Annotated in this window: 21 protein-coding genes; 13 read left to right on the top strand and 8 right to left on the bottom strand. The window is 27.9% G+C overall.

Going from position 1 to position 23,356, the window contains the following annotated elements; translation table 11 throughout:
* Positions 1-142 precede the first annotated feature (142 nt).
* The 3 genes from AB8B23_RS06285 to AB8B23_RS06275 all read left to right on the top strand — a co-directional run bounded on the left by AB8B23_RS06285 (position 143) and on the right by AB8B23_RS06275 (position 3,421).
* Positions 143-931: a tRNA threonylcarbamoyladenosine dehydratase gene (locus AB8B23_RS06285; protein WP_369712034.1), complete on the top strand. Its 789-nt coding sequence runs from the start codon at positions 143-145 to the stop codon at positions 929-931.
* A gap of 248 nt (positions 932-1,179) precedes the next feature.
* On the top strand, positions 1,180-2,028 hold the full coding sequence (locus AB8B23_RS06280) for a hypothetical protein (RefSeq protein ID WP_369712033.1): 849 nt from the start codon (positions 1,180-1,182) through the stop codon (positions 2,026-2,028).
* A 475-nt stretch (positions 2,029-2,503) separates the two neighbouring features.
* Positions 2,504-3,421 (top strand): cell division protein FtsZ, encoded by a 918-nt coding sequence (locus AB8B23_RS06275; RefSeq protein ID WP_369712032.1) that lies wholly within the window; start codon positions 2,504-2,506, stop codon positions 3,419-3,421.
* Between the two features lie 57 nt (positions 3,422-3,478).
* On the opposite strand, the gene AB8B23_RS06270 is transcribed toward AB8B23_RS06275, so the two are convergent.
* Positions 3,479-4,003, bottom strand: coding sequence for a DUF5362 family protein (locus AB8B23_RS06270; protein WP_039901555.1), 525 nt, complete (start codon positions 4,001-4,003; stop codon positions 3,479-3,481).
* 250 nt (positions 4,004-4,253) lie between these two features.
* Between AB8B23_RS06270 and AB8B23_RS06265 the strand changes: the two genes are divergently transcribed.
* The 4 genes from AB8B23_RS06265 (at position 4,254) to AB8B23_RS06250 (ending at position 10,007) form a co-directional block, all read left to right on the top strand.
* Positions 4,254-5,459 (top strand): ATP-grasp domain-containing protein, encoded by a 1,206-nt coding sequence (locus tag AB8B23_RS06265; RefSeq protein ID WP_369712031.1) that lies wholly within the window; start codon positions 4,254-4,256, stop codon positions 5,457-5,459.
* Positions 5,460-5,486: 27 nt separating this feature from the next.
* Positions 5,487-6,224, top strand: coding sequence for an esterase family protein (locus tag AB8B23_RS06260; RefSeq protein ID WP_369712030.1), 738 nt, complete (start codon positions 5,487-5,489; stop codon positions 6,222-6,224).
* A 148-nt stretch (positions 6,225-6,372) separates the two neighbouring features.
* Positions 6,373-8,112: an ABC transporter ATP-binding protein gene (locus tag AB8B23_RS06255; protein WP_369712029.1), complete on the top strand. Its 1,740-nt coding sequence runs from the start codon at positions 6,373-6,375 to the stop codon at positions 8,110-8,112.
* Positions 8,112-10,007 carry an ABC transporter ATP-binding protein gene (locus tag AB8B23_RS06250; protein WP_369712028.1) on the top strand — a complete coding sequence of 632 codons (1,896 nt, stop codon included), beginning with the start codon at positions 8,112-8,114 and terminating at the stop codon, positions 10,005-10,007. Before AB8B23_RS06255 ends, AB8B23_RS06250 begins: the two co-directional genes overlap by 1 nt.
* Positions 10,008-10,128: 121 nt before the next feature.
* Here AB8B23_RS06250 and AB8B23_RS06245 read toward each other — a convergent pair whose 3' ends face one another.
* From AB8B23_RS06245 to AB8B23_RS06230, 4 genes are all read right to left on the bottom strand, one after another.
* Positions 10,129-10,383 carry a Txe/YoeB family addiction module toxin gene (locus AB8B23_RS06245; protein ID WP_369713913.1) on the bottom strand — a complete coding sequence of 85 codons (255 nt, stop codon included), beginning with the start codon at positions 10,381-10,383 and terminating at the stop codon, positions 10,129-10,131.
* Positions 10,384-10,474: 91 nt separating this feature from the next.
* Positions 10,475-10,603, bottom strand: a complete 129-nt coding sequence (locus tag AB8B23_RS06240; RefSeq protein ID WP_269473144.1) for a hypothetical protein — start codon at positions 10,601-10,603, stop codon at positions 10,475-10,477.
* Positions 10,604-10,624: 21 nt separating this feature from the next.
* Positions 10,625-11,074: a hypothetical protein gene (locus AB8B23_RS06235; protein WP_369712027.1), complete on the bottom strand. Its 450-nt coding sequence runs from the start codon at positions 11,072-11,074 to the stop codon at positions 10,625-10,627.
* 80 nt (positions 11,075-11,154) lie between these two features.
* Positions 11,155-11,433 carry a hypothetical protein gene (locus tag AB8B23_RS06230; protein ID WP_369712026.1) on the bottom strand — a complete coding sequence of 93 codons (279 nt, stop codon included), beginning with the start codon at positions 11,431-11,433 and terminating at the stop codon, positions 11,155-11,157.
* Positions 11,434-11,699: 266 nt separating this feature from the next.
* Between AB8B23_RS06230 and AB8B23_RS06225 the strand changes: the two genes are divergently transcribed.
* The 6 genes from AB8B23_RS06225 to AB8B23_RS06200 all read left to right on the top strand — a co-directional run bounded on the left by AB8B23_RS06225 (position 11,700) and on the right by AB8B23_RS06200 (position 20,257).
* Complete coding sequence (locus AB8B23_RS06225) at positions 11,700-12,365, top strand: YdcF family protein (protein ID WP_369712025.1); 666 nt, start codon at positions 11,700-11,702, stop codon at positions 12,363-12,365.
* Between the two features lie 336 nt (positions 12,366-12,701).
* Positions 12,702-14,498, top strand: a complete 1,797-nt coding sequence (gene lepA, locus AB8B23_RS06220; RefSeq protein ID WP_021768582.1) for a translation elongation factor 4 — start codon at positions 12,702-12,704, stop codon at positions 14,496-14,498.
* 42 nt (positions 14,499-14,540) lie between these two features.
* The gene (locus tag AB8B23_RS06215) at positions 14,541-15,179 is read left to right on the top strand and encodes an exonuclease domain-containing protein (protein ID WP_369712024.1); all 639 of its coding nucleotides are present in this window, start codon (positions 14,541-14,543) and stop codon (positions 15,177-15,179) included.
* Positions 15,180-15,242: 63 nt separating this feature from the next.
* A complete protein-coding gene (locus tag AB8B23_RS06210; RefSeq protein ID WP_369712023.1) occupies positions 15,243-18,515 on the top strand; it encodes a DUF3427 domain-containing protein in 3,273 nt (1,090 codons plus the stop codon).
* Between the two features lie 402 nt (positions 18,516-18,917).
* A complete protein-coding gene (locus AB8B23_RS06205) occupies positions 18,918-20,027 on the top strand; it encodes a tyrosine-type recombinase/integrase (protein ID WP_369712022.1) in 1,110 nt (369 codons plus the stop codon).
* Positions 20,028-20,068: 41 nt separating this feature from the next.
* Positions 20,069-20,257 (top strand): hypothetical protein, encoded by a 189-nt coding sequence (locus AB8B23_RS06200; protein WP_369712021.1) that lies wholly within the window; start codon positions 20,069-20,071, stop codon positions 20,255-20,257.
* Positions 20,258-20,734: 477 nt separating this feature from the next.
* Here the strand turns inward: AB8B23_RS06200 and AB8B23_RS06195 are convergent, their stop codons facing one another.
* From AB8B23_RS06195 to AB8B23_RS06185, 3 genes are read right to left on the bottom strand one after another with little or no spacing between them, the layout of a single operon-like run.
* On the bottom strand, positions 20,735-21,100 hold the full coding sequence (locus tag AB8B23_RS06195) for a helicase (protein WP_369712020.1): 366 nt from the start codon (positions 21,098-21,100) through the stop codon (positions 20,735-20,737).
* Between the two features lie 2 nt (positions 21,101-21,102).
* Complete coding sequence (gene murJ / locus AB8B23_RS06190; RefSeq protein ID WP_369712019.1) at positions 21,103-22,617, bottom strand: murein biosynthesis integral membrane protein MurJ; 1,515 nt, start codon at positions 22,615-22,617, stop codon at positions 21,103-21,105.
* Entirely contained in the window at positions 22,617-23,351 is a 735-nt protein-coding gene (locus AB8B23_RS06185; protein ID WP_369712018.1) for a segregation and condensation protein A, read from the bottom strand. The genes murJ and AB8B23_RS06185 overlap by 1 nt, the downstream gene beginning before the upstream one ends.
* Positions 23,352-23,356 lie beyond the last annotated feature (5 nt).

Below are 23,356 nucleotides of genomic sequence, written 5' to 3'. Positions count from 1 at the left end.
AATTGCGGATTTATAGTATAAGAATAGAGTAAATTAAAGGAGTCAAATAAAAACTTTATAATAAAAAAATTTATACTCTCACTATTTACATTTTCTAGATTTATGATATAATATGAGAAAATTTTAGATAGAGAAAAGAAAAATGGATATTGAAAGGGGAAATAATTTAAAAATGAGTGATAAAAATCAGACATTTGCTAGGTTTTCTATGATGATTGGAGAAGAAGGGATTGAGAAATTGGGAAAATCTAGAGTTATAATTTTTGGAGTTGGCGGGGTTGGCTCTTATACTGTGGAGGCTTTGGTACGTGCAGGAATTGGGCAAATTACTATGGTTGATTTTGATGAGATTTCGGAGTCAAATATTAATAGACAGCTGCATTCGCTTAGAAGCACAATCGGTAAGTCTAAGATTGATGTTATGAAAGACAGAATTTTGGACATTAATCCAGATTGTAAGGTTGAACTTGTAAAAAGATTAGTTTATGATGATGTGGATGAAGTTTTGGGAAATAATAAATATGATTTTGTCGTGGATGCTATTGATGTCATTGGAAGCAAGATTAATCTGATTGAATATTGTGCGAAAAATAACATAAATATTATTTCTTCAATGGGATTTGGAAACAAGATGCACCCTGAAAAGATAGAAATTGCAAAAATAAAAAATACCTCTGTTTGTCCAATGGCAAGAACAATCAGAAGTATTTTGAAAAAGAAAGGGATTACAAATGTTCCAGTTGCATTTTCAAAAGAAATACCTGTTCAGCCAAATAAGTCAGAACTATTTAAGGAAGAATTGCCAACTGAATTTAGGGAAAATAATAAAATTCCGAGAAAGACTACGCCTGGAAGCAATTCGTTTGTCCCAGGAGCAGCTGGTCTTGTACTAGCTTCTTATGTAGTGAGAAAGTTATTGGAGTGGGATTAAATATAGGTAATGTTAAATATCTTGATTATTTAAATTATTTAACAACTTAATTTTAATATTATAACTTTTAAAATAAATTATTAAGCAAGTTTGTATCCACTAATAAATGTTTAAAAACAATTGAAATAGAAAAAGGAGTGAAATTGATTGGAAGAAAGAAAAGAAGCTATATTAACAGTAAATGAAGAAAAAAAGAAAAAAATAAGAAAAATGATTCTCCTAAATGGGAATCAGATAGCAAGAACCTATTGATTAAAATATTAATTGTAATTGGACTGATTTTATGTATTTTTGGAATAATGGATAAAATCTTTGAACATACGATTTTTAACTTTTTTAAAAATTTGACAATGCCATATTTGGAAAAAACTTATGAAGAATCTAAAAAGATGTTTTTAACATTGTCGCTTTTGAAAGGAACTACGGATATTATTGAAGGTAGTACGGTTAATGTCAGTATGATTGTCGGAATGGAAATTGAGATTGGAGATATTATTCAACCTATTTATGATATGATAAATATTTTATGGAAGGTGTCGCTTGCGAGCGTTGTTATACTGAAGCTGGAAACGATTTATTATGAAATTTTTAAGGTAAAATTGGCTACAATCTTGACGTTTATTTCATTAATTACAATTTTTCCGTATACTATTTATAAGAACAAAGTTACAAAAATATTTAGAAAGATTTCTAAATATTCGTTTTTCATATTACTTTATATTTATATAGTTTTACCAAGTGCGATATTTGTAAACTCGACAATTTCGAGCTATTTTGAAAAAGAATATAAAGAACCTGCAATTGTTGAGCTAAATCAGGATCTAGGAAAACTGAATAAAATAAAAGACGAAATGCTTTCATTGGATCAATCCAAAAGTATTTTTAATATTCCAGGACAAATTGACAGTGCAAAAGTCAAGATTGATAATTTCACAAAAGAAATAAATGTTATCTCAAAAGACTTGGTTGAAAATACGCCAGTTATTATTGGAATAATTTTATTGACATCAATAGTATTGCCATTATTAATAGCGATTTTGCTTTATGTAGTGACAAAGTCGATTGTTTTTGAGAAGATTGCTGGAGGTAGAAAATAGAATATTTTAAAAATATATAAATAATGATGATTATTTTTTGGACAAAATAGCTTTGACAAAAGAATATTTAGGTTAATATTTTTATTGAAAAAACAAAAATCCAAATATTCAAATTATTCTTACGAATATTTATCTTAAAATCGAGTTTACGATAAAAATAAGCCAAAAGTAAAAAATATAAATTAGAATCACAGTTATTAAATTAGCTGTGATTTTTTAATATATTTTAGGAGTCGTACCTAATTACACAATAAATTTAAACTTTCATATTCTTTCCCTTGAAATACCTGGTTTAATTTGGTAAAATATATACAAATATAAAATTAAGTTTATAGAAATCATAGATTAAAATGAGTGTAAAGATTATAGCCAATTTATTTCTTTTTATATATTTAAAGAGAATCGACTATAATATTTAGACATATTTATAGAAGGGAGATTTGCAAAATTTATAATTTGCAATAGCGGGATTAGTATGAAGGATAAAATGAGTGTAAAAGTTATTGGAATTGGTGGAATGGGGATAAATTTTGTTAATTTTATGATAGCTTCAGGAGTGAGGAAGGTTGAATATATAACGATTGATACAGATAGTAAGAATTCTGAGCGAAGTCAAGCTGAAAAAAAGATTTTTTTAGATACTGGGGTTAAGAAATGCAGTAGGGAACAGGCTGAGAGAGTGGCACTTCAATGTGAGAGTCAATTTCGAGAATTATTTAAAGGGACAGATATTTTGTTTTTGGTTGCAGGAATTGGTGGAGCAACTGGGAGTGGTATAATGCCTGTTATTCTCGATGTTTCCAAAAGATTAAAAATTTTTACGATCAGTATTGTTGCACGTCCATTTTATCTTGAAGGATTTGAGAATTTAAAGATTGCAAATACAGGTATTAAGAAGATTGAGAAGATTACGGATAGTCTGATTGTAATTCCGAATGAAAAATTATATAATCATATAGATAAGAAAGAGCCTCTTGAGATGGCTTACAATAAAGTAAACGAGATTATAAAAGAAGGTATTGAAAGTATTGTAAATATTCTGACGGAAGTTGGGTTTATGAATATTGATTTACTAGATATAAAGGTAGTTCTTTACAATTCAAAGGATACAATTATTCGTGTTGGAGAAGGTAAGGGAGATAATGCTGTTGATGAGATAATTGAACAGCTGAAGGAAAATAATTTATTTGAAGGAAAATTGGAAAATGCGAAGAAAGTTCTTATAAATTTTACTGCAGGGCATGATGTTTCTTTAGCGAATATTGGACAGATAACAGAAAAAATTTCGGACATTGTTAAAGATAAGAATGTAAATCTAATCTGGGGAGTAATAATGAATCAAGATTATGATAAGACCCAGAAAATTAAGACAGTAGTGATATCAAGCGTTTAATATTATGATAATCGGAAAATGAGGGAGAGAAAGCTCTCCCTATTTTTAATTTTAATACTAATTGTAGTAATATCCTGAAGTGTGATATAGACTTGCAGATATAGCAACAAGTAAGAATATGAAAATAAATATAACAATTAATGAGATTATATAAAACTTCAATCCTTTCGCAAGCTCTTTAAAAGAAATTTTTAATTTATTTTCATCTTCCATTTTAATGGCATCGTCTAAAGCCGAAGAAAAATTAAGGAATTTTAATGAAATAAAAATAGTAAAAATCCCAATAAGAAATGTAAATAATTGCAATATTCCTATAAAAATTCCTATAACGGAAAGAAATTTTGTGATAGAAACAATTGTTTTTATATTTTTAATAGTGAATTCATCTAAAGTTAGCCTAATCGAACCATTTTTTTTACTATTCTGACTATTTTCGGAATTTTTAAAATTCTGATTTTCTTTAAAATTTCCAGTTACTTCTTTCCTAATTTTGTCTAATTCTGCTGTATTATTAAAGTAATGACTATTTTCTATATTCTCATTCTTTTTTTCTTTATCTAAAAAATTATTTTCAAAATCCATGATAACCTCCATTTTTATTAATTTTAAAATAATTATATCATAGATTTTTAGTTTTTTAAATTAAATTTACAGAAATCCTATGTGATTCTATTTTTGGCATATTGTATAAGTTTGTTTAAAATAATTAAGAAAATAATAGTTATTTTCATTTTTTCAAAAATTATGTTATAATAATACAAATTACTAAAAAAGTAGATTACAGAAGTTTATGAAATCAAACTAATTTAACAGTAGAAGGAGATGAGATATTATGAATTTTGTTTACATTTCACCACAATTTCCAAAAACTAACTGTGAATTTTGCAATAGATTAAAACAAAATGGGGTAAATGTATTAGGAATTGCAGATATAGAGTATGATCAATTGGCTCAAAAATTAAAGGATTGTTTAACAGAATACTATAAAGTTTCTAGCCTTGAAAATTATGATGAGGTTTTAAAGGCAGTGGCTTTTTTTACACATAAATATGGAAAAATCAACTGGCTTGAGTCGAATAATGAATACTGGCTTGTACAGGATTCAAGACTTCGTTCAGATTTTAATATTACAACTGGAATAAAGTCTGACAAAATTGCAAATATAAAAGAAAAGTCTAAAATGAAAAAAGCATATAAAAAAGGAGAAATACCAGCTGCGGACTTTTCATTAGTTACAACACTTGTAAAAGCAAAAAAATTTATTGATAAAGTAGGATATCCAGTAGTTGTTAAGCCTGATAATGGAGTTGGAGCTAGTGATACCCGTAAAATCAAGAATGAAAAAGAACTGAAAGAATTTTTTGAAACTCGTAATGAAAATGTAAAATATATTATGGAAGAGTATGTTGATGGAGATTTAGTGTCTTATGACGCAGTTATTGATTCCAACGGAAATCCTATTTTTGAAACAGGAATTGTTGAGCCTGCTGTTATGGATATTGTAAATGAAGGACTGGATGTATTTTATTATGTAGAAAAGGAAATGCCTGAAAAATTACTGGATGCAGGAAGACGAGCTGTGAAAGGATTTGGAGTAAAAAGCAGATTTGTGCATCTTGAATTTTTTAAATTAAATAAAAACAAAAAAGGACTCGGTAAAAAAGGGGATTATGTAGGACTAGAAGCAAATATGCGTCCTGCAGGCGGATATACACCTGATATGTACAATTACGCCAACAATACTGATGTTTATCAAATCTGGGCTGATATGATTGCATTTGATAAAATCGAAAAGGCTAAATTAAATAAAGATATAGAAAAAAACTACTGTGTTTATGCAAGTCGTCGTGATAATAGAAATTATATTCATTCTCACGATGAAATTAAGCAGAAATATGGAAACGCAATTGTGATGGATGAAAGAATGCCAGATATTTTTTCAGGTGCAATGGGAAACTATATGTACACAGCAAAATTTAAAACAAAAGAGGAAATGGAAGAATTTATAGATTTCGTACATAAAAAAATAGAAGAATAAAAATAAATAAAATCACAGGGAGAAAGAATGCAAATAGAATATAAAAAAGAATACAGCTATCATCTTGGGCGAGAAGTAGAATATAAGAGGTATGGACATGCTGGGAAGCCAGTGTTGGTATTTCCTTCACAAGATGGGGATTGTAACCAGTATGAAGAATTTGGAATGATAGACGTACTTTCTGACTACATTGAGCAAGGAAGACTGCAATTATTCTGTGTAGGAAGCGTTGATAGAGAGAGCTGGTCAGATCTTAACGGAAATCAAAGATATAGAATAGAAATGCAGGAAAAATGGTTTAACTTTATCGCAAATGAATTTGTGCCAAGAATACAGGATATTTCTTGGAGAAGTGATATTATTGTTACAGGATGTAGTATGGGAGGAGCTCATGCGGGAATTTTATTTTTCCGTAGACCTGACTTGTTTGACACGTTAATCTCACTAAGTGGAATGTTTGATGCATCAATGTTTTTTGGAGATTACAAAGATGATTTGGTTTACAACAATTCAGTGGTTGATTTTTTAAGAAATATGCCTTGGAATCACCATTATTTAGATATATATAGACAAAAAAACATTATTGTATGTATTGGACAAGGAGCATGGGAAGAAGAGCTATTGCCAAGTAATAGAGAACTGGCTCATATTCTTTATGAAAAGCAAGTTCCAGCATGGACAGATTTCTGGGGTTATGATGTTGCCCACGACTGGGATTGGTGGAGATTGCAAATAAGATATTTTATGGAGCATTTGGATATTTAAGTAAAGCTAATTAATTTTAATAACAAATAAAAAGCACTGAAATTTATTAATGAAAATGAGTTTTTATTTTTTCAATAAGTTTCGTGCTTTTAAATTTATATTGATTACTTAAAAAAATCATAACAAAAAAGAGAGGAAAGGTGTTTAAATGTTAAAAAAACTATTTTCCCATCTTGGGGAGTATAAAAAAAGCGCGTTAATTTCGCCAATATTTATTGGAATAGAAGTTGTTTTTGAGATGCTTATTCCAACACTTATGGCTGTAATTATTGACAGCGGACTGAATGGAAATGATGGTAAGGGAGATATGAAGTTTATTGTTATAATGGGACTCGCAACGTTTGGAGTGGCTATGTTGTCGTTGTTATGTGGAATACAAGCTAGTAAATATGCTTCTTATGCTTCGGCTGGATTTGCTAAAAACTTGAGAAAAGATTTATTTTCTAAAATACAGTCCTTTTCATTCACTAATATTGATAAATTTTCTACAGCTGGACTGATTACAAGATTTACAACAGATGTTAATAACATTCAGAATTCATTTCAGTTGTTAATCAGAGGATTTGTAAGGGCTCCACTTATGATGTGCGTAGCAATATTTATGTCGTTTATGATAAGTCCAAAGTTGTCAATGATATTTATTGTTGCAGTTTTGTTTTTAGGAAGTTTTTTAGTCTTTGTTATTTTTAAGGTACATCCAATTTTTACAGCTGCAATTAAAAAGTATGATGACATAAATTCTAGCCTTCAGGAAAACATTAATGGTATTCGTGTTGTAAAAGCATATATTCGTGAAAAATATGAAACTAATAAATTTAAGAAGGCTACTGAAAATTTGAGAAATATGTTATTAAAAGGGGAAAGAATTATAATATTTGTATCTCCTGTAATGCAAATAACAGTATTTGGGTGTATTTTACTGCTTTCATGGTTTGGAGCAAAAATGATTGTTGTAAATGAGCTGACGACTGGGCAGCTTACAAGCCTTTTTGCTTATACAACCAATATTCTTATGAGCCTTCTTATGCTTGCAATGATGCTTGTAAATATTGTGTTTTCAAGAGCATCTGGAGATAGAATTGTGATGGTTCTAGATGAAGAGCCAAATATTAAAAATCCTGAAAATGGTATAACAGAGGTAAAAGATGGTTCAATAGTGTTTAAAAATGTAGATTTCAGTTACAGTAATAATCCTGATGTTCTGAATTTGACAAAAATAAATCTAGAAATAAAGTCTGGAGAAACTATTGGAATTATTGGGGGAACTGGAAGTGCAAAATCAGCTCTTGTTCAGTTAATTCCAAGATTGTATGATGTTCTGGATGGTGAACTTTTGGTTGGCGGAGTTAATGTAAAGGATTATGATATAAAGACGCTTAGGGATAATGTGGCGATGGTTCTTCAAAAAAATGTGCTGTTTTCAGGAACTATAAAGGATAATTTACGTTGGGGGAATGAAAATGCAACCGATGAGGAAATGGAACATGCTTGCAAATTGGCACAAGCTGATGAATTCATTCAGAAATTTCCTAAAAAATATGATACTCGTATTGAACGTGGCGGAGCAAATGTATCTGGAGGTCAAAGACAAAGGCTGTGTATTGCCAGAGCCTTGCTAAAATCTCCCAAAATATTAATTTTAGACGATTCTACAAGCGCAGTTGATACAAAGACGGACAAACTAATAAGAGAAGCCTTCAAAAATGAATTGCCACACATTACAAAAATTATTATCGGACAAAGAGTATCATCAATAAAAGATTCTGATAAAATATTAGTTTTGGAAGACGGAATTATAACAGCAGCAGGGACACACGATGAACTACTTAAAACAAGCAAGGTATATCGTGAAGTTTATGAATCCCAGACAGAAGGGAGTGATAAGTAATGAGTAAAAATAAAAAAACTGAAAATTCGCAATCACGAAATCAGCTAAAAGGATTAATTCGATTACTTGGATATATGTTTAAGCATTATAAAATACAGACGTTATTTGTTATTGTATTTATTTGTTTGAGTTCATTTGGAATGGTTATTGGGACAATGTATTCAAAAGAATTGATAGATGGAATCATTATTCCTAACATTGGTAAAAATAATCCTAACTTTATCAAAGAGCTTGTGAGCCTAATTTTAAAAATGGCAGTCATATATGGCGGAGCTGTAATTTGTACATATATTTATGAAATATTTATGATTTACGTTGCACAGGGAACATTGAAAAGATTAAGAGATGATGTATTTATACATATGGAATCGCTTCCTATAAAATATTTTGATACAAATGCACATGGAGATATAATGAGTGTTTATTCAAGCGATATTGACGCTTTACGAAATATGATGGTTGAAAGCTTGTCACAGGTAATATCTTCAATTATTACAATTATAAGTGTCCTTATTTCAATGTTTATATTAAATATTCCACTAGCACTTTTCGTAGTAATAATGATTATTATTATGATTGTTACAACAAAAACTATTTCTTCAAAAAGTTCGAAAAACTATACTGCACAGCAAAAAAATATTGGTATTGTAAATGGATATGTTGAAGAAATGATAGAAGGACTGAAAGTTGTAAAAGTGTTTTCATACGAGAAAAAAGCTGATGAACGTTTTAACAGACTGAATACGGCATTATTTAACAGGGCGAACAATGCAATGAAATTTGCAAATATTCTAGGACCTGCTGTCGGAAATCTTGGAAATATAAACTTTGTACTTACAGCAGTTCTTGGTTCAATAATTGTGTTTAATAATATTGCAGGCTTTACAATTGGAGGACTTGTATCGTTCTTGCAGTTTATAAAAGTAATAAACCAGCCTGTTTCACAAATTGCACAGCAATTAACATCAGTAATATTGGCATCGGCTGGAGCCCAAAGAGTATTTAACCTGCTAGATCAGATACCTGAACAAGATAACGGCTATGTAACTCTTGTAAACGCAAATATTGATGAAAATGGAAACATTACAGAAACTGAGAAGCACACAGGTGCATGGGCTTGGAAATATCCACATTCTGACGGAACAATTTCTTATGAAAGACTAATGGGAGATGTTGTTTTTGAAGATGTAACATTTGGATACAATGAAGAAAAGACAATACTTCATAATATCAATCTTTATGCAAAGCCGGGAGAAAAAATTGCCTTCGTTGGTGCAACAGGAGCTGGAAAAACTACAATTACAAACTTAATTAACAGATTTTACGATATTAACTCTGGAAAAATTCGATATGATGGAATTAACATTGAAAAAATAAAAAAACAGGATTTAAGAGAATCTCTTGGAATTGTACTACAGGACACACACTTATTTTCTGGAACAGTTGCCGATAACATCAGATATGGAAAACTTGATGCAACAGATGAAGAAGTGTATGCAGCTGCAAAACTTGCCAATGCCGATCATTTTATAAAACACTTGCCACAAGGCTACAACACTTATTTAAGTGGTGATGGTTCGAGCCTTTCACAAGGACAGCGGCAATTATTGTCAATAGCAAGAGCAGCAATCGCTGACCCACCAGTCTTAATTCTGGATGAAGCAACTTCAAGCATTGATACAAGAACAGAAAAAATCGTGCAAGAAGGAATGGATAAGTTGATGATGGGAAGAACGGTATTTGTAATTGCCCACAGGCTTTCAACTATCAAAAATTCCGATGTGATAATGGTACTTGATCAAGGAAAAATTATCGAACGTGGAAATCACGATGAACTGATTGCACAAAAAGGGACTTATTATCAGCTTTATACAGGGGGATTTGAAAATCAGTAAATTAAATGATTTAATTTTAATTGCGTTAGCAGAGTAATATTCATAAAACTAGAGTATTTATTAAAATATTTAAAATAAAAGAGTGGTATTATCCACTCTTTTTAATCAACAAAAAACAACTTTAATAATGGCCTCTACAGGAAATTATCCATAAAACTCCATTTTCATCAATGGTATAGACAAGCCTGTTAGTTTCGTCAATTCTTCGACTAAATCCTTTTCTATATTTCAAAGCTTCAGGTTTGTCTATTCCATTCAATACTCCATTTCTTTCAATATCTTTTATGAGTTCGTTAATCCTTTTTAAAGTTTTTTTATCTTGAGATTGCCAATATAAATAATCTGCCCAGCCATCATCAGTCCATAATTTATTCATCATCGACCTCGATTAAATCATGAACTTGCCCTTTCCCACTTTTCATCTGAGAATGTCATCTATCCTTTTTTGTAAGATAATGTATTTTTATTTAAAAATTTTCTTTAAACCTTCCAAATATTTCTTCTATTTCAATATCATTATAAATATCTTTATAGGCAACAATAATAATTTCAAGTTCTTTTAAAAAATCTTCTTTTGAAATTCTTTCTACATTCATTTCATCCCTATTATCTCTGTATCATTCAAAATTTAATTCCTTACCTTTTAAGCTTTTATTTTTAATATCAAAATTTTTTTCTTTGTATAAAAAGCCAACATTTCCAAAACTTTCATATTCTAAATCTTTTGAATAATATTCTATTTTAATATCATTTTCTATTTCTATTCTATATATTTCAGAATATTTTTCTTTTTCTTCAATTTGAAAATAATCAACTCCATTTATTCTAAAAACTCTCTTTTTGTTAAGCATAAATTCTTTTAATCTATCTTTTCCAAGAAGATAAGAAAAAAATTTCTTTTTTATATTAATATCCCAATAATTTATATATTTCGTATAATAATTAATAAACTCCAAATTATATTTATTTGCTTTCTCGTTATATTTTAACAAGAAATTTCTTAATTTATCTCTTTTAAATAAATTCTCTAAATCAACATTTATTCTAAAATTTTTAAATTTTTCCATATATTCTATATAATTATGCAATTCTTGTTCAACAAAACTTATTAAGTTAGCATAATCAACGATATTTTCAAAATAGTAAATTAAAAAAGTTCTTCATAACCATAATAAACTCTAATTTCACTATCAGAATTACACTCAGAAATATATAATGCTGTTTCATCGGTTTCATTCCAGCCATTATTAATATACATACCCTGATCTTCAACTATTGTAGTTTTTGTTGAATTATCTTCGTATATATTTGAAACTACATATGGAAAATTTCCTATTTCATTTACTAAATTATTAAAAAAATCATATTTACTCATCCCTAACTCTTCGTAAAAATTATCTTTTATTTTTTTGATTCTCATTTTCATCTTTTCCCTCTTTTCTACTTTCTTAAATATTTAAATAGTTTTTATATAATTTATTATAGTATTTTTTATATAAAACATCAATAAAAAAATAAAAACAAAAAATTGACAATTATGGTAAAATATAATAAAATATTTAAAAGAGTTTTTAAAATTCAGGACTATAGTGATTTTACAACTATCGTGAAAGAATAATTATTTTATAGTGGTTGTTTCAGAAATGGAACAGCCTTTATTTTAAGAAAGGATATTTTTAAAATCGAAAACTTATGAAGAATACAATTATAATATCAATAAAAATTTCTATTATCTTATTTGTTTTTTTATTTTGCTTTGTGCATTATTTTATAATAAAAGAATATACAACTGATAGAAAAGCCGTAAATGAGAATAAAAAAGTAGATTATGTAATAATACTGGGAGCAAGAGTAAAAGGAGAAAAGCCGACTAAATCACTTATGGAAAGGATAAAGGCTGCAACGGAGTATTTAAAGAAAAATCCAGAAGTTAAGGTTATTGCAACTGGAGGACAAGGGAAAAATGAAAATGTGGCAGAAGGAGTGGCGATAAAAAGGGAACTTTTGAAAAATGGAATTAGTGAGGATAGAATTGTTTTGGAAGACAAATCTAAGAATACTGTTGAAAATTTTAGGTTTAGTCTTGAGAAGATAAAAAATATTGAAAATAGTAAAAATATTTTAAACAATAATGAAAAAAATCGAAAAATAAAAGTATTGATTGTAACGAATGATTATCATATTTTCCGTTCTAAAAATATTGCTAGAAAAGTTGGATTTGACAATGAAAAATATGAAATTTACGGACTTCCAGCGAAAACACCACTTATTTCCATACCAAAATCATATTTTAGAGAATTTTTGTCAAATGTAAATTATTTTATTTTTCAATCTGGGAATCAGTTAAAAGTTAAATAAATTTATAATTTAAGTGATACCAATATAATTTTTATTTTCAATTTTAAAGTGTACTAGAATCTGTTAAAAATTATATAAACTCTGGGTTTGAATAAAATAGTTATAGTCCTCAAGGTTAGTTTAAAAGTAGTTTTACTATAATTTTGCGAGAAATTGGAATATAATGTAAAAAATAACTGAATTTTGATAAAATATTTTTCACAAAGACTATGAAAAAATGCAAAATTATTATATAATATACATATTGCTGAGTAACTAGGTTCGGATAGAATAGTTACTCATTTTAAAAATATAACAAAGAAGATAATAAACGAGTAAACGGAGGAAACAATATAAATGTTGGATCAAAAAAATAAAAGAAATTTTTCGATAATAGCACATATTGATCATGGAAAATCCACTATTGCGGACAGGCTTTTGGAGCAGACAGGAACTGTAACGCAAAGGGAAATGGTGGATCAGCTGCTGGATAGCATGGATTTAGAAAGAGAAAAAGGGATAACGATTAAGGCACAAGCAGTTACATTGAAGTATAAGGCTCGAAACGGGGAGACTTATGAGTTAAATTTAATTGATACGCCAGGACACGTTGATTTTATTTACGAAGTGTCAAGATCGCTTGCAGCTTGTGACGGGGCCTTGCTTGTAGTTGACGCCGCACAGGGAATTGAAGCACAGACATTGGCAAATGTGTATTTGGCTTTGGAAAACGATTTGGAAATATTGCCTGTAATAAACAAGATTGACTTGCCTTCAGCTGATCCTGACAAGGTTAAGCTAGAAATAGAGGAAGTTATTGGGCTTCCAGCAGACGATGCTGTTCTTGTTTCTGGAAAAACTGGATTTGGAATTGAAGATTTGCTGGAATCAATTATTGAACATATTCCCGCACCTAAAGGAGAAATTAACAATCCTTTGAAAGCGTTAATTTTTGACTCACATTATGATGATTTTAGAGGAGTTATAACGTATATTAGAATAATTGAAGGGAAAATTGCAAAAGGGGACAGAATTAAGATTATGTCTACCGAAAAAGAATTTGACGTATTAGAAGTTGGAATTTTCTCACCTAAAATGAAAGAAGTTGATGAATTAACAGTTGGCTCAGTTGGATATATTATTACGGGAATCAAATCTATCAAGGATACACAAGTTGGAGATACTATTACGCATGTGAAAAATCCGACAGATACAGCTCTTGAAGGTTATCGTCCTGCATTAAGTATGGTTTTTGCGGGAATTTATCCAGTTTCAACAGATGATTATGAAGATTTAAGGGAAGCATTGGAAAAATTACAGTTGAATGATGCTTCGTTATCTTATGCTCCAGAGACTTCACTTGCATTGGGATTTGGATTCAGATGTGGATTTTTAGGACTTTTGCACATGGAAATAGTTGTAGAAAGATTGCGTCGTGAATTTAACATTGATTTGATTTCAACAGCACCATCGGTTAAATATAACGTAACACCTGAACAAGGGGAAATGATTGTAATTGACAACCCTGCGGAATTTCCAGAAGGGAAAAAGTATATTGAAGAACCTTATGTAAAAGGGACAATTATTGTTCCAAAGGATTATGTTGGAAACGTAATGGAGCTTTGTCAGGAAAAAAGGGGAACTTTCCTTAACATGAATTACCTTGATGAAACTCGTACAATGATAAGTTATGACTTGCCACTTGCAGAAATAGTAATTGATTTTTATGATAAATTAAAATCACGTACAAAAGGGTATGCTTCATTTGAATATGAAATGATTGGATACAAGGAATCAGACTTGGTAAAAGTGGATATTTTGGTAAGCGGAAATCCAGTAGATGCTTTTTCGTTCATTGCTCATAAAGATAATGCCTATTACAGAGGGCGTGCAATCGTTGAAAAATTAAAAGATGTAATTCCAAGACAGCAGTTTGAAATACCATTGCAGGCTGCATTAGGTACAAAAATAATTGCAAGGGAAACAATTAAGGCACTTAGAAAGAACGTACTTGCAAAATGTTATGGTGGAGATATTACACGTAAGAAAAAATTATTAGAAAAACAAAAAGAAGGTAAAAAACGTATGAAGGCAATCGGAAATGTAGAAATACCGCAAGAAGCGTTTTTATCAGTATTAAAACTAAATGATTAATTTTTTATATCTTGTGTAAAAATATAAGGAAAAGAGAAAAAAGTGAACAAAGAAAAAAAACTAAATAAGAATATAATATTTTTTGATGTTGAAACAAATGGATTTCAGGGAAGTTCAGTTTTGTCAATGTCTGCAATAAAAGTGAATTATAATTCTGAAAACTCTGGAGAAGAGAGAAATAAATGGAAAAAAGTGTCTGAATTTAACAGATTTTATTTCAGAAATGAAGGTGAAGAGTTAAACGAAGGTGCAGTAAGCGTAAATGGCTTGACAGACGATGTAATTTTAAGCGAAAGAAAGAGCATCATTCAAAATACAGGAATTGAATATCCTTTGACTTTTAAGGAAGATATGGATAATTTCTTTTTATTCTGTCAGGACACAAGCCATTTTGTCGCCCATAACATAAAATTTGACAGAAGCTTCGTAGATTTTCCTTTGCAAAATCAATTTGATACAATGCTAACAAATATAGACATCGTCAAAGTAAATGGTTCTTCCTACGGAAATTACAAATGGCCAAAACTTATGGAATGTGCCAATTATTATAATATCCCATTTGAAGAAAGCCAGCTGCACGGCAGTTATTACGATGTTCTTATAATGTTTAGAATTTTCTTCAAGATGATGAAGCATAAGACCGGAAATAAACGAATTTTAGAATTTTTAGAAAAAGAATAATTTTTGAAAAAATATTTATGTAAAGTCAAAAAATATAATTAAAGTAAAATAAATGGAGTGAAAATGAGTATTTTAGCAAAAAAATCTGAGCCAAATAATTTAATAAATACAGAAGAAAAAAATGATAATTTTTTAGAAATAACTGAATACAAGGAAAATTTAGAATTTGAAGTTCTGGAAACTTTTTCAGAAAAAATTTCTGATTTTATTGGGAAAAATGATTATCAAAAAGTTATTGAATTTACTGAAAAACAGTTGTATTTATTAAATCAGGCATTTACAGATAAATCAGAAAAAATAAAAACTCAAAATACTGATTTTCACTTTGAGTTACCATTAAAACGAAAAAATAGCGATATAATCGGAAATATAAATGAACTAATTATAAACGAAAAAGTAAAGTTTCGTAATTTTTTTATTTATTTAAAACAGGAATTATTAAACTGTAAAAAATTCTATTTTATAGTAAGTTTTATAAAATACTCAGGTATACAGCTTTTAATAAGTACTTTAGATGAACTTGAAAAACAAGGCATTCAAGGGGAAATTATAACATCTGTTTATCTAAATATTACTGACTCAAAGGCGTTGCGAAAACTTTTGTCGTATAAAAATATAAAAGTAAAAATTTACAATAATTCAAGCGAGAGTTTTCACACAAAAGCATATTTATTTGAAAAGGAAAAATATCATAGTGTTATAATTGGCTCGTCTAATATTAGCCAAAGCGCTTTATATTCAGCAGAAGAATGGAATGTGAAACTGACAGACAGCAGTTTTTTTAATATTTATGAAAAATCATTAAACCAATTTGAGAAATTGTGGCACAGTAATGAAGCAATAGAATTGACAGAAGATTTTATTGATGAATATGAAAAATATAAAAAATCTATAAATACACAAAATACATTTGATTATAGAAAAACAAAAATAACACAAAAAGATGAATTTGTTCCAAATAGCATGCAAAAAAGAGTTTTGGAAAAGTTGGAGGAAACAAGAGAAAATGGCAATAAAAAAGGACTCGTGATTTCTGCAACTGGTACAGGGAAAACTTACCTTGCTGCAATGGATATAAAACAATTTTTTGAAATTGATTCTAATAATGAAAATAAACTATTTGAAATAAATGATGGAAACTCCAAAAATTCAAATATAAAATTTTTATTTATCGCCCATCGTGAAGAATTGCTGGAAAATGCAATAAATGTCTTTTCGAGAATTCTCAAAATTGATAAAAATGAATTTGGAAGAATTTACGGTGGCTTAAAAGAAATTAATAAAAGCATGATTTTTGCTTCTATTCAATCATTAAGAAATTGTTACAATGAATTTAAACATAATTTCTTTGATTATACCATAGTTGACGAATTTCATCATTCAATGTCAGACAGTTATTTAAAGACGCTATCATATTTTCAGAGTAAATTTTTGCTAGGTTTGACAGCAACTCCGAAACGTATGGATGGCAAAGATATTCTCTCACTTTGTGACTATAATGTTGTTGATGAAATTGGAATAAAAGAGGCTTTGGAAGAGGATTTGATTGTGCCTTTTCATTATTTTGGTGTAAATGATTACATGATTAATTATGATAACATTCCTTACAAAAATGGGAAATATAATGAAAAAGTATTATTAGAAAATTTATTACTGAACACACGTACCGATTATATTGTTGAAAAAATAAATAAGTTTGGTTTTGATGGTGATAAATTAAGTGCTATCGCATTTTGCCAAAATATAGAGCATGCTTTTTTCATGAAAGAAGAATTTACAAACAAAAGCTATAAATCCGCTGTAATCACAGCAAATACAAGTTCAAACGAAAGATCAGAAATTTTAGACAAATTTAAAAATAAAAAAATTGAAATTTTATGTGTAGTAGATATTTTAAATGAAGGAATTGACATTCCAACAATTAATTTACTGCTATTTTTACGTCCTACAATGTCCTCAACGATTTTTATACAGCAAATTGGAAGAGGATTAAGAAAGGCTGAAAATAAAGATTTTGTTACAATTATTGATTTTATTGGAAATCATAAAAAAGATTATTTGCTAATAAATTATTTTTCAAATGAAGTTGATAATAAGGATACTTTATTTACTAAAAAAGAAAAAATTATAAACGAAATAAAAAATCAATTTTCAAATATTCCAAAATCATGCTATGTAGAATTGGATAGAGTTTGTCAAAACCGTATTATTGAAAAAATTGAAAAAATTAACTTCAGTTCTAAAAATATTTTAAAAGACTTGTATTTAAACTATAAAGAAGAAATTGGCAAATCTGAAAATGAAATTTTAAAAGTAAGTGATTTTGATACAAATATCGAATTATTTCAAGAATTATCCCTAAAATTAGGCTCATTTTATAATGCACAGTTACAATTCGAAAATCCTGAAATTCTAAAAATGAATAAAATATCTTTAAATTCAGAAGAAATTGAATTTTTGGAATATTTAGAAAAAAAATTGACACTTGTAGAGCCATTTACGTATTTAATTATAAATTATTTGATAAATAATGAGTTTATAACGTCAGAAATCATTATTAATGAGTATAAAAATTATTTTAATATAAAAAATAATTTTGAAAAAGAATACGTTGTAAACCGTATTTTTAGAGAATTAATTGAAGATAAAATTTTAGAACAAAATTCTAAAAATAATAATTTATTTAAAATCTCTGAAAATTACAGAAAAATATTTCAGAATATAGATAAAGTTGATGATAAAAATGAAATAAACCTAAAACTTATAAATTTAGATAATTCTCAAAATTCAAATTATAATTTCAAGATTCGTCTAAAAGAATTACTATATTTAGGATTGTCAGAATTTAAGAAAAGTAATAATTTATCGATATTTAATGAGAATATTCTGATTCCATACAAAAAATATAAAAGAATAGAACTCCAAATTTTGCTGGATTCCAAAGTGCCAAAAGGCAGCTGGAGAGCAGGTTATGCAAATACAGACAAGGATATTTGCCTTTTTGCAACAATTGACAAGACCCATATTTTACAAGAAAACTTAAAATACGATAATTCTTTATTTGCTGACAATCTAATTCAATGGATAAGCCAACCTAAAACAGCCCATAACTCAAGTGTCGGTAAAATGTTTACTAATCATAGTGAATTAGGGTATAATGTCCACATATTTATAAGGAAATATGCATTCATGAATAATAATAAAACAAACCCATTTATTTATCTAGGAAAAGCCAATTATTATAAAAGCTATGGAGATAAACCAATGAGAATTTTATGGAAGTTAGATGAGAAAATACCACAAGAGTTAATTTATGAATTGTATAATTTAAGTTAAAAAGAAGATACGTATGATATATATTATAATGAAATGATAATACTTGGAAAATAATATTAATATTAATACAATAATTAATATAAAGTATTTTATCGGACGTATTAATTAATTTAATTATTAAGAAATTATATTATATTTTGAAATAATTATTCTAGTCCGATAATGTATGTTATGTGATTTTTGATGATAAATTATAAACTCTTATTATATTCATTAGATTGTATTTTTTGCTTCTTCTAGTCTTTTATGCTATTACTCTTCTTGCTATATAAAATCTTCTTGTTTTATAGTTATACACATTACTATATCCTAATGTCTAAAAATACTAATAAAAAAACTTTATTTATTATAAAAATGTGATATAATTATATTGAAAATCATAAAAGTAAGGAGAACTTTAAAGTGCCGGTTTATTACAATGCGGATAAAAAGACTTGGTATGCTATGTTTTACGCTAAGGATTATAAGGGTTTGAATAAGAAGTATAAAAAGACTGGGTTTAAAAAGAAAAAGGAGGCTCAGGATTACGAATACGAATTTAAAAAAAAGATTGCTAAGTCTATGAATATGTCATTTCAATCATTATATGAACTTTATTTTGAAGATTATAGCAAGAGACACAAGTCTACTGCGGTCAATACTGTAGAAACATATTTCCGTTTGCATATTTTACCATTTTTTGATAAAATTGAAATAAATAAGATTACTCCTTTTATGATTAGAGAATGGCAGAACCAGATGTTAGAAAAAGAACACAAAAACGGACAACTGTTTAGCGAAAATTCTAAATCTAATATTTATGCAGCATTGAAAAGCATGTTTAACTGGGCTACGAAATATCAAGGACTAAATGAAAATCCTTGTAAAAATATGGGATCTTTTGGAAGTAAGAAAAATCGTTCAGAAATGAAAATTTGGTCTTTGAACGATTTTGAAAAGTTTATTGAAATTTTAAAGTTAAAAAATAAAGAGAAAAATGGAAAATATTCTGATTCTATTATTGTATTTAAAATTTTGTTTTGGACCGGACTTAGAATTGGTGAACTTTTGGCTCTTTCTAAAAATGATGTTAATTTGGAAGAAAAATTTATTGACGTGAATAAAACTTTTTCACGTATAAATAAAAAGGATTATATCACTACTCCAAAAACTCTAGGCTCTATAAGAAAAGTTTTGTTGCCAGAAACTCTTATTTCAGATTTACAATTATATTTTTCTGAAACTTTAAAAATAAATCAAAATAAAAAAAATATAAATAGTGCTAGAATTTTTAATTTAAAAAGTTCACAACTTAGATACATTCTAGAGAAATACAGTTTACAAGCAAATTTGCCAAAAATACGCCTTCACGACTTTAGGCATTCTCACGCTTCGTATTTATTATTTATCCAAGCCGACATTACTGCTATCAGCAAACGACTGGGACATGATAATTTACAAACTACGATAAATACATATTCTCATATGTATAAGGATGCAAATACTCAATTAATGGAAAAATTAAATAAATAATTTTTTTTAATTATAAAAAATAAAAACCAGGAGGGATTATTATGAAAAGAATAATCAAGTTGCTACTTTTAGTTTTGTTAGGAATGAGTGTTTTTGGATGTGAACTTTTTGATCCAAAATCATATAAAGAAGCAGACAAAGCTTATCGAGAAGCTTTGGAAAGATGTAAAGCAAAACGTGGATACAAATATTGTAGAGATGCAAGTGTTCAAACTGTTTTTGATTACTAAATTAAAAAAATAGAAAAAATTTATTAGACTTGTTCGGAAACTTTATATTTTTTATCTCTAATAAGAAGTTTTGCTCACTTCAGAGTAATATTTATCTTATTGCATTTTCAAATTTAATACAGTTATCGAACAGGTCTATTATTTAAATAGGATTTTAGTGTTATAAAAATAGAACTTTTATAGAACTTTATGAAATTATAAAATATTATGTATTATAGATTTTATAAGATATTATATCAAAAAATTGATTTATGTTTTACATAAATAGAAAATCTGAAAAAGCTAAATAAGCGATTTTAAGCAATAAAAAATCATCGACAATAAAAAAGTATGGCTAACTTAATTTTAGGCGCTTATACGCTTTCTATTACGATAATTTTTTTCTTATATTGTATTCGATTTTATTATAAAATTATAAATCACTATTTTCAGTATTTATCAAAAATTTATTTAAATAACAGTTTTGAATTTATATTTTTATTTTTTATATCTGTAATGTATATTTTTTTCTTTCAAAAAGTTTATATCTTTTGCCATAAAAGCTGTTAATACAAATCTTAATTTTTTTACATTTTTATGTTGGGAAATTACTACAAAATAATTCAATTTTCCAATTTTTTTTTGATAAAAATGTTCTTTTCGGGATTTTGACTGTTTTGTTACAAAATCTGGATTTTCTAATACTTCTTTTATTATTTTCAATGAGATTTCAGGATGTTTTGGAAAAATATGTTCTTCAAACTGATTTTTACTCATTACTACTTTTTGATGCAGTTTAGCTTTAAATTCGTAAACTTCTATTCGTTTACCTGTCTTTGTATACCTAATTTTTTCCTGTATCATACTTATCCTCTATTCAAAACTCTTTTTAGCATTTTTTCAATTAAATCTTTTCTAAAAATTGAAATTAAAATAAACCAGATTAACAGATAAATTGTGGTAAATACCGTTAAATTAATAGCAATGCTGAATCTCCCCAATATATTCAATTTTATCATTTTTGAAATATAAAATGAAATTACTGAGGTAGCAAACGTGATTATAAGTATTACAAAATATTTGAAAGTCCTTAATTTTACATATCGTTTTGCAAGTGAAGTATATAAAATTAGGAAATTTACCATTGCGGCAAATGATGTTGCAAATGTAAGTCCAACATGTCGATATTGTTTGTATAGCAGCCAGTCCAAAAGAATATTAATTCCAATTCCTGTAAACGAAGAAATTACTGGCAAAGTTCTATCCTTGAATACATAATGGCTTCTTGTAAGAAGGTGTATTGTTGAGAAAAATAATAGTCCGATTGCATAAAATTGCAATGTTTCAGAAGTTATTACTACACTTTTTTCACTAAAATGCCCTCTTTTGTAAATTAATGTCACAATTTCCTGTGCATAACCAAATAATACAACTGAAGAAGGAACGATTAAAAATGCTAACATATATAATCCTTGATGAACTACTCTTCTTACTGTCTTCATATTATTTTTTACTACAGCCTTTGATAATGTAGGAAATATCACTACTGCCAATGAAATTGCAAAAACTCCAATTGGCAATAAATATAGCCGGCTTGCATAATTTAAGGCACTGGCTGTTCCTGCAGGCAACATTGTGGCAAAACGGTTGTCTATAATTTCGTTTATTTGATAGCCAAAAATTCCGATTAATGTTGGAATCATTAATTTAAACATTTCTATAACATATTCATCTTTTAAGTTAAATGTAAATTTATATGTTTTCATTATTTGAAAAAACTGTGGAAGCATCATAGCAAGCTGGAAAACTCCTGACAGCAAATAAGCTATTCCTAATCCATAAATTCCCATTTTATTTTTTAAAAGAAGTGTTCCGATTATAATTGTTAAGTTAAAAACAATTCCCATTGATGCAGCCACTGCAAACTTTTTATAATTATTTAATAACGATGATACTACTCCAGAAAGTGCAATAAACAAAAAATAAAAAGCAACTATTTTTAAAAGCATATTAGCTGTTTCAAAACGTTCAGGGTCTGCAAAACCTGTTGTTATTTTTAAAATTTGTCTTGAAAACAAAATCATTAATATTGACATTGTTGATGTAAATGCAACTATTAAATTTAATACTGAAAAGACAAATTCATCTGTCCTCTCTTTTCCCTGTTCTTCAATTCCACGATTATAAATTGGGATAAAAACTGTACCGAGAGAGCCTTCTCCAAATAATGTTGTAAAGAAGTTTGGGATTTTTGTGGCACTAAAATATGCATCTGTCATTCCTGTTGCACCAAATACACTTCCGATAATCATTTCACGAACAAGTCCTAAAATGCGGCTTAGCATATTTATAATCATTACTATAAAACTAGATTTAAACATTAATTAATTTCCTTTCTTGAATTTTGCATTGACTTAATAAAAAAGTTTTTTTCTTCGACAATTATGTCAATTTCTCCATTTTTAAACATATCTAGAATACAAAGAAACAAAGTTACTATTCTGGATTTTGAAAATTTATTTTGTAATAATTGATTAAACTCTACTTTTTTATCATTTTTTATAATATTGGAAACCTCATTATAAGCCTCCTCTGTTGAATAACTATCTCCTTCCAAGTTCAAAATCATTCTATCTTGGGAATTATTTTTTCCTCTTAGCCTTGCATTGACCAAGTTTTTTAAACTTTTAAATAAATTATCTAAATTTAGGCTTGAAATATCATATTCTATTATTTCATCTCCCATACTTTCAGTACCTGTTCTTGTATATGGAATATTATATTCATTTTCATGTTTTGAAAATAATTCTGAAATCTCCTTAAATAACTGATATTCTATTATTTTTTTCTCAAGATTTTCAATTCTTTCAAGCTTTTCATTTTTATTTAATACTGAATAAGCTTTGATTTCAATTAGATCAGTTGCCATTATTAGGAATTCGACTTTTATTTTTAAATTTAATTCCTTTTGTGCGTGAATATAACCTAGATAATCATCTATTATTTGTGAAATATTTATTTCATTAATGTTCATTTTCTTTTTTTCAATCAGATGAATAAGCAAGTCTAGAGGACCTTCAAAATTGTCGATTTTAATTTGTATTACATTTTCCATATTTT

The organism is Leptotrichia sp. HSP-342 (assembly GCF_041199995.1).
In the GTDB taxonomy this organism is placed as follows: domain Bacteria; phylum Fusobacteriota; class Fusobacteriia; order Fusobacteriales; family Leptotrichiaceae; genus Leptotrichia; species Leptotrichia mesophila.
This window is presented reverse-complemented; position numbering and strand designations above follow the sequence as displayed.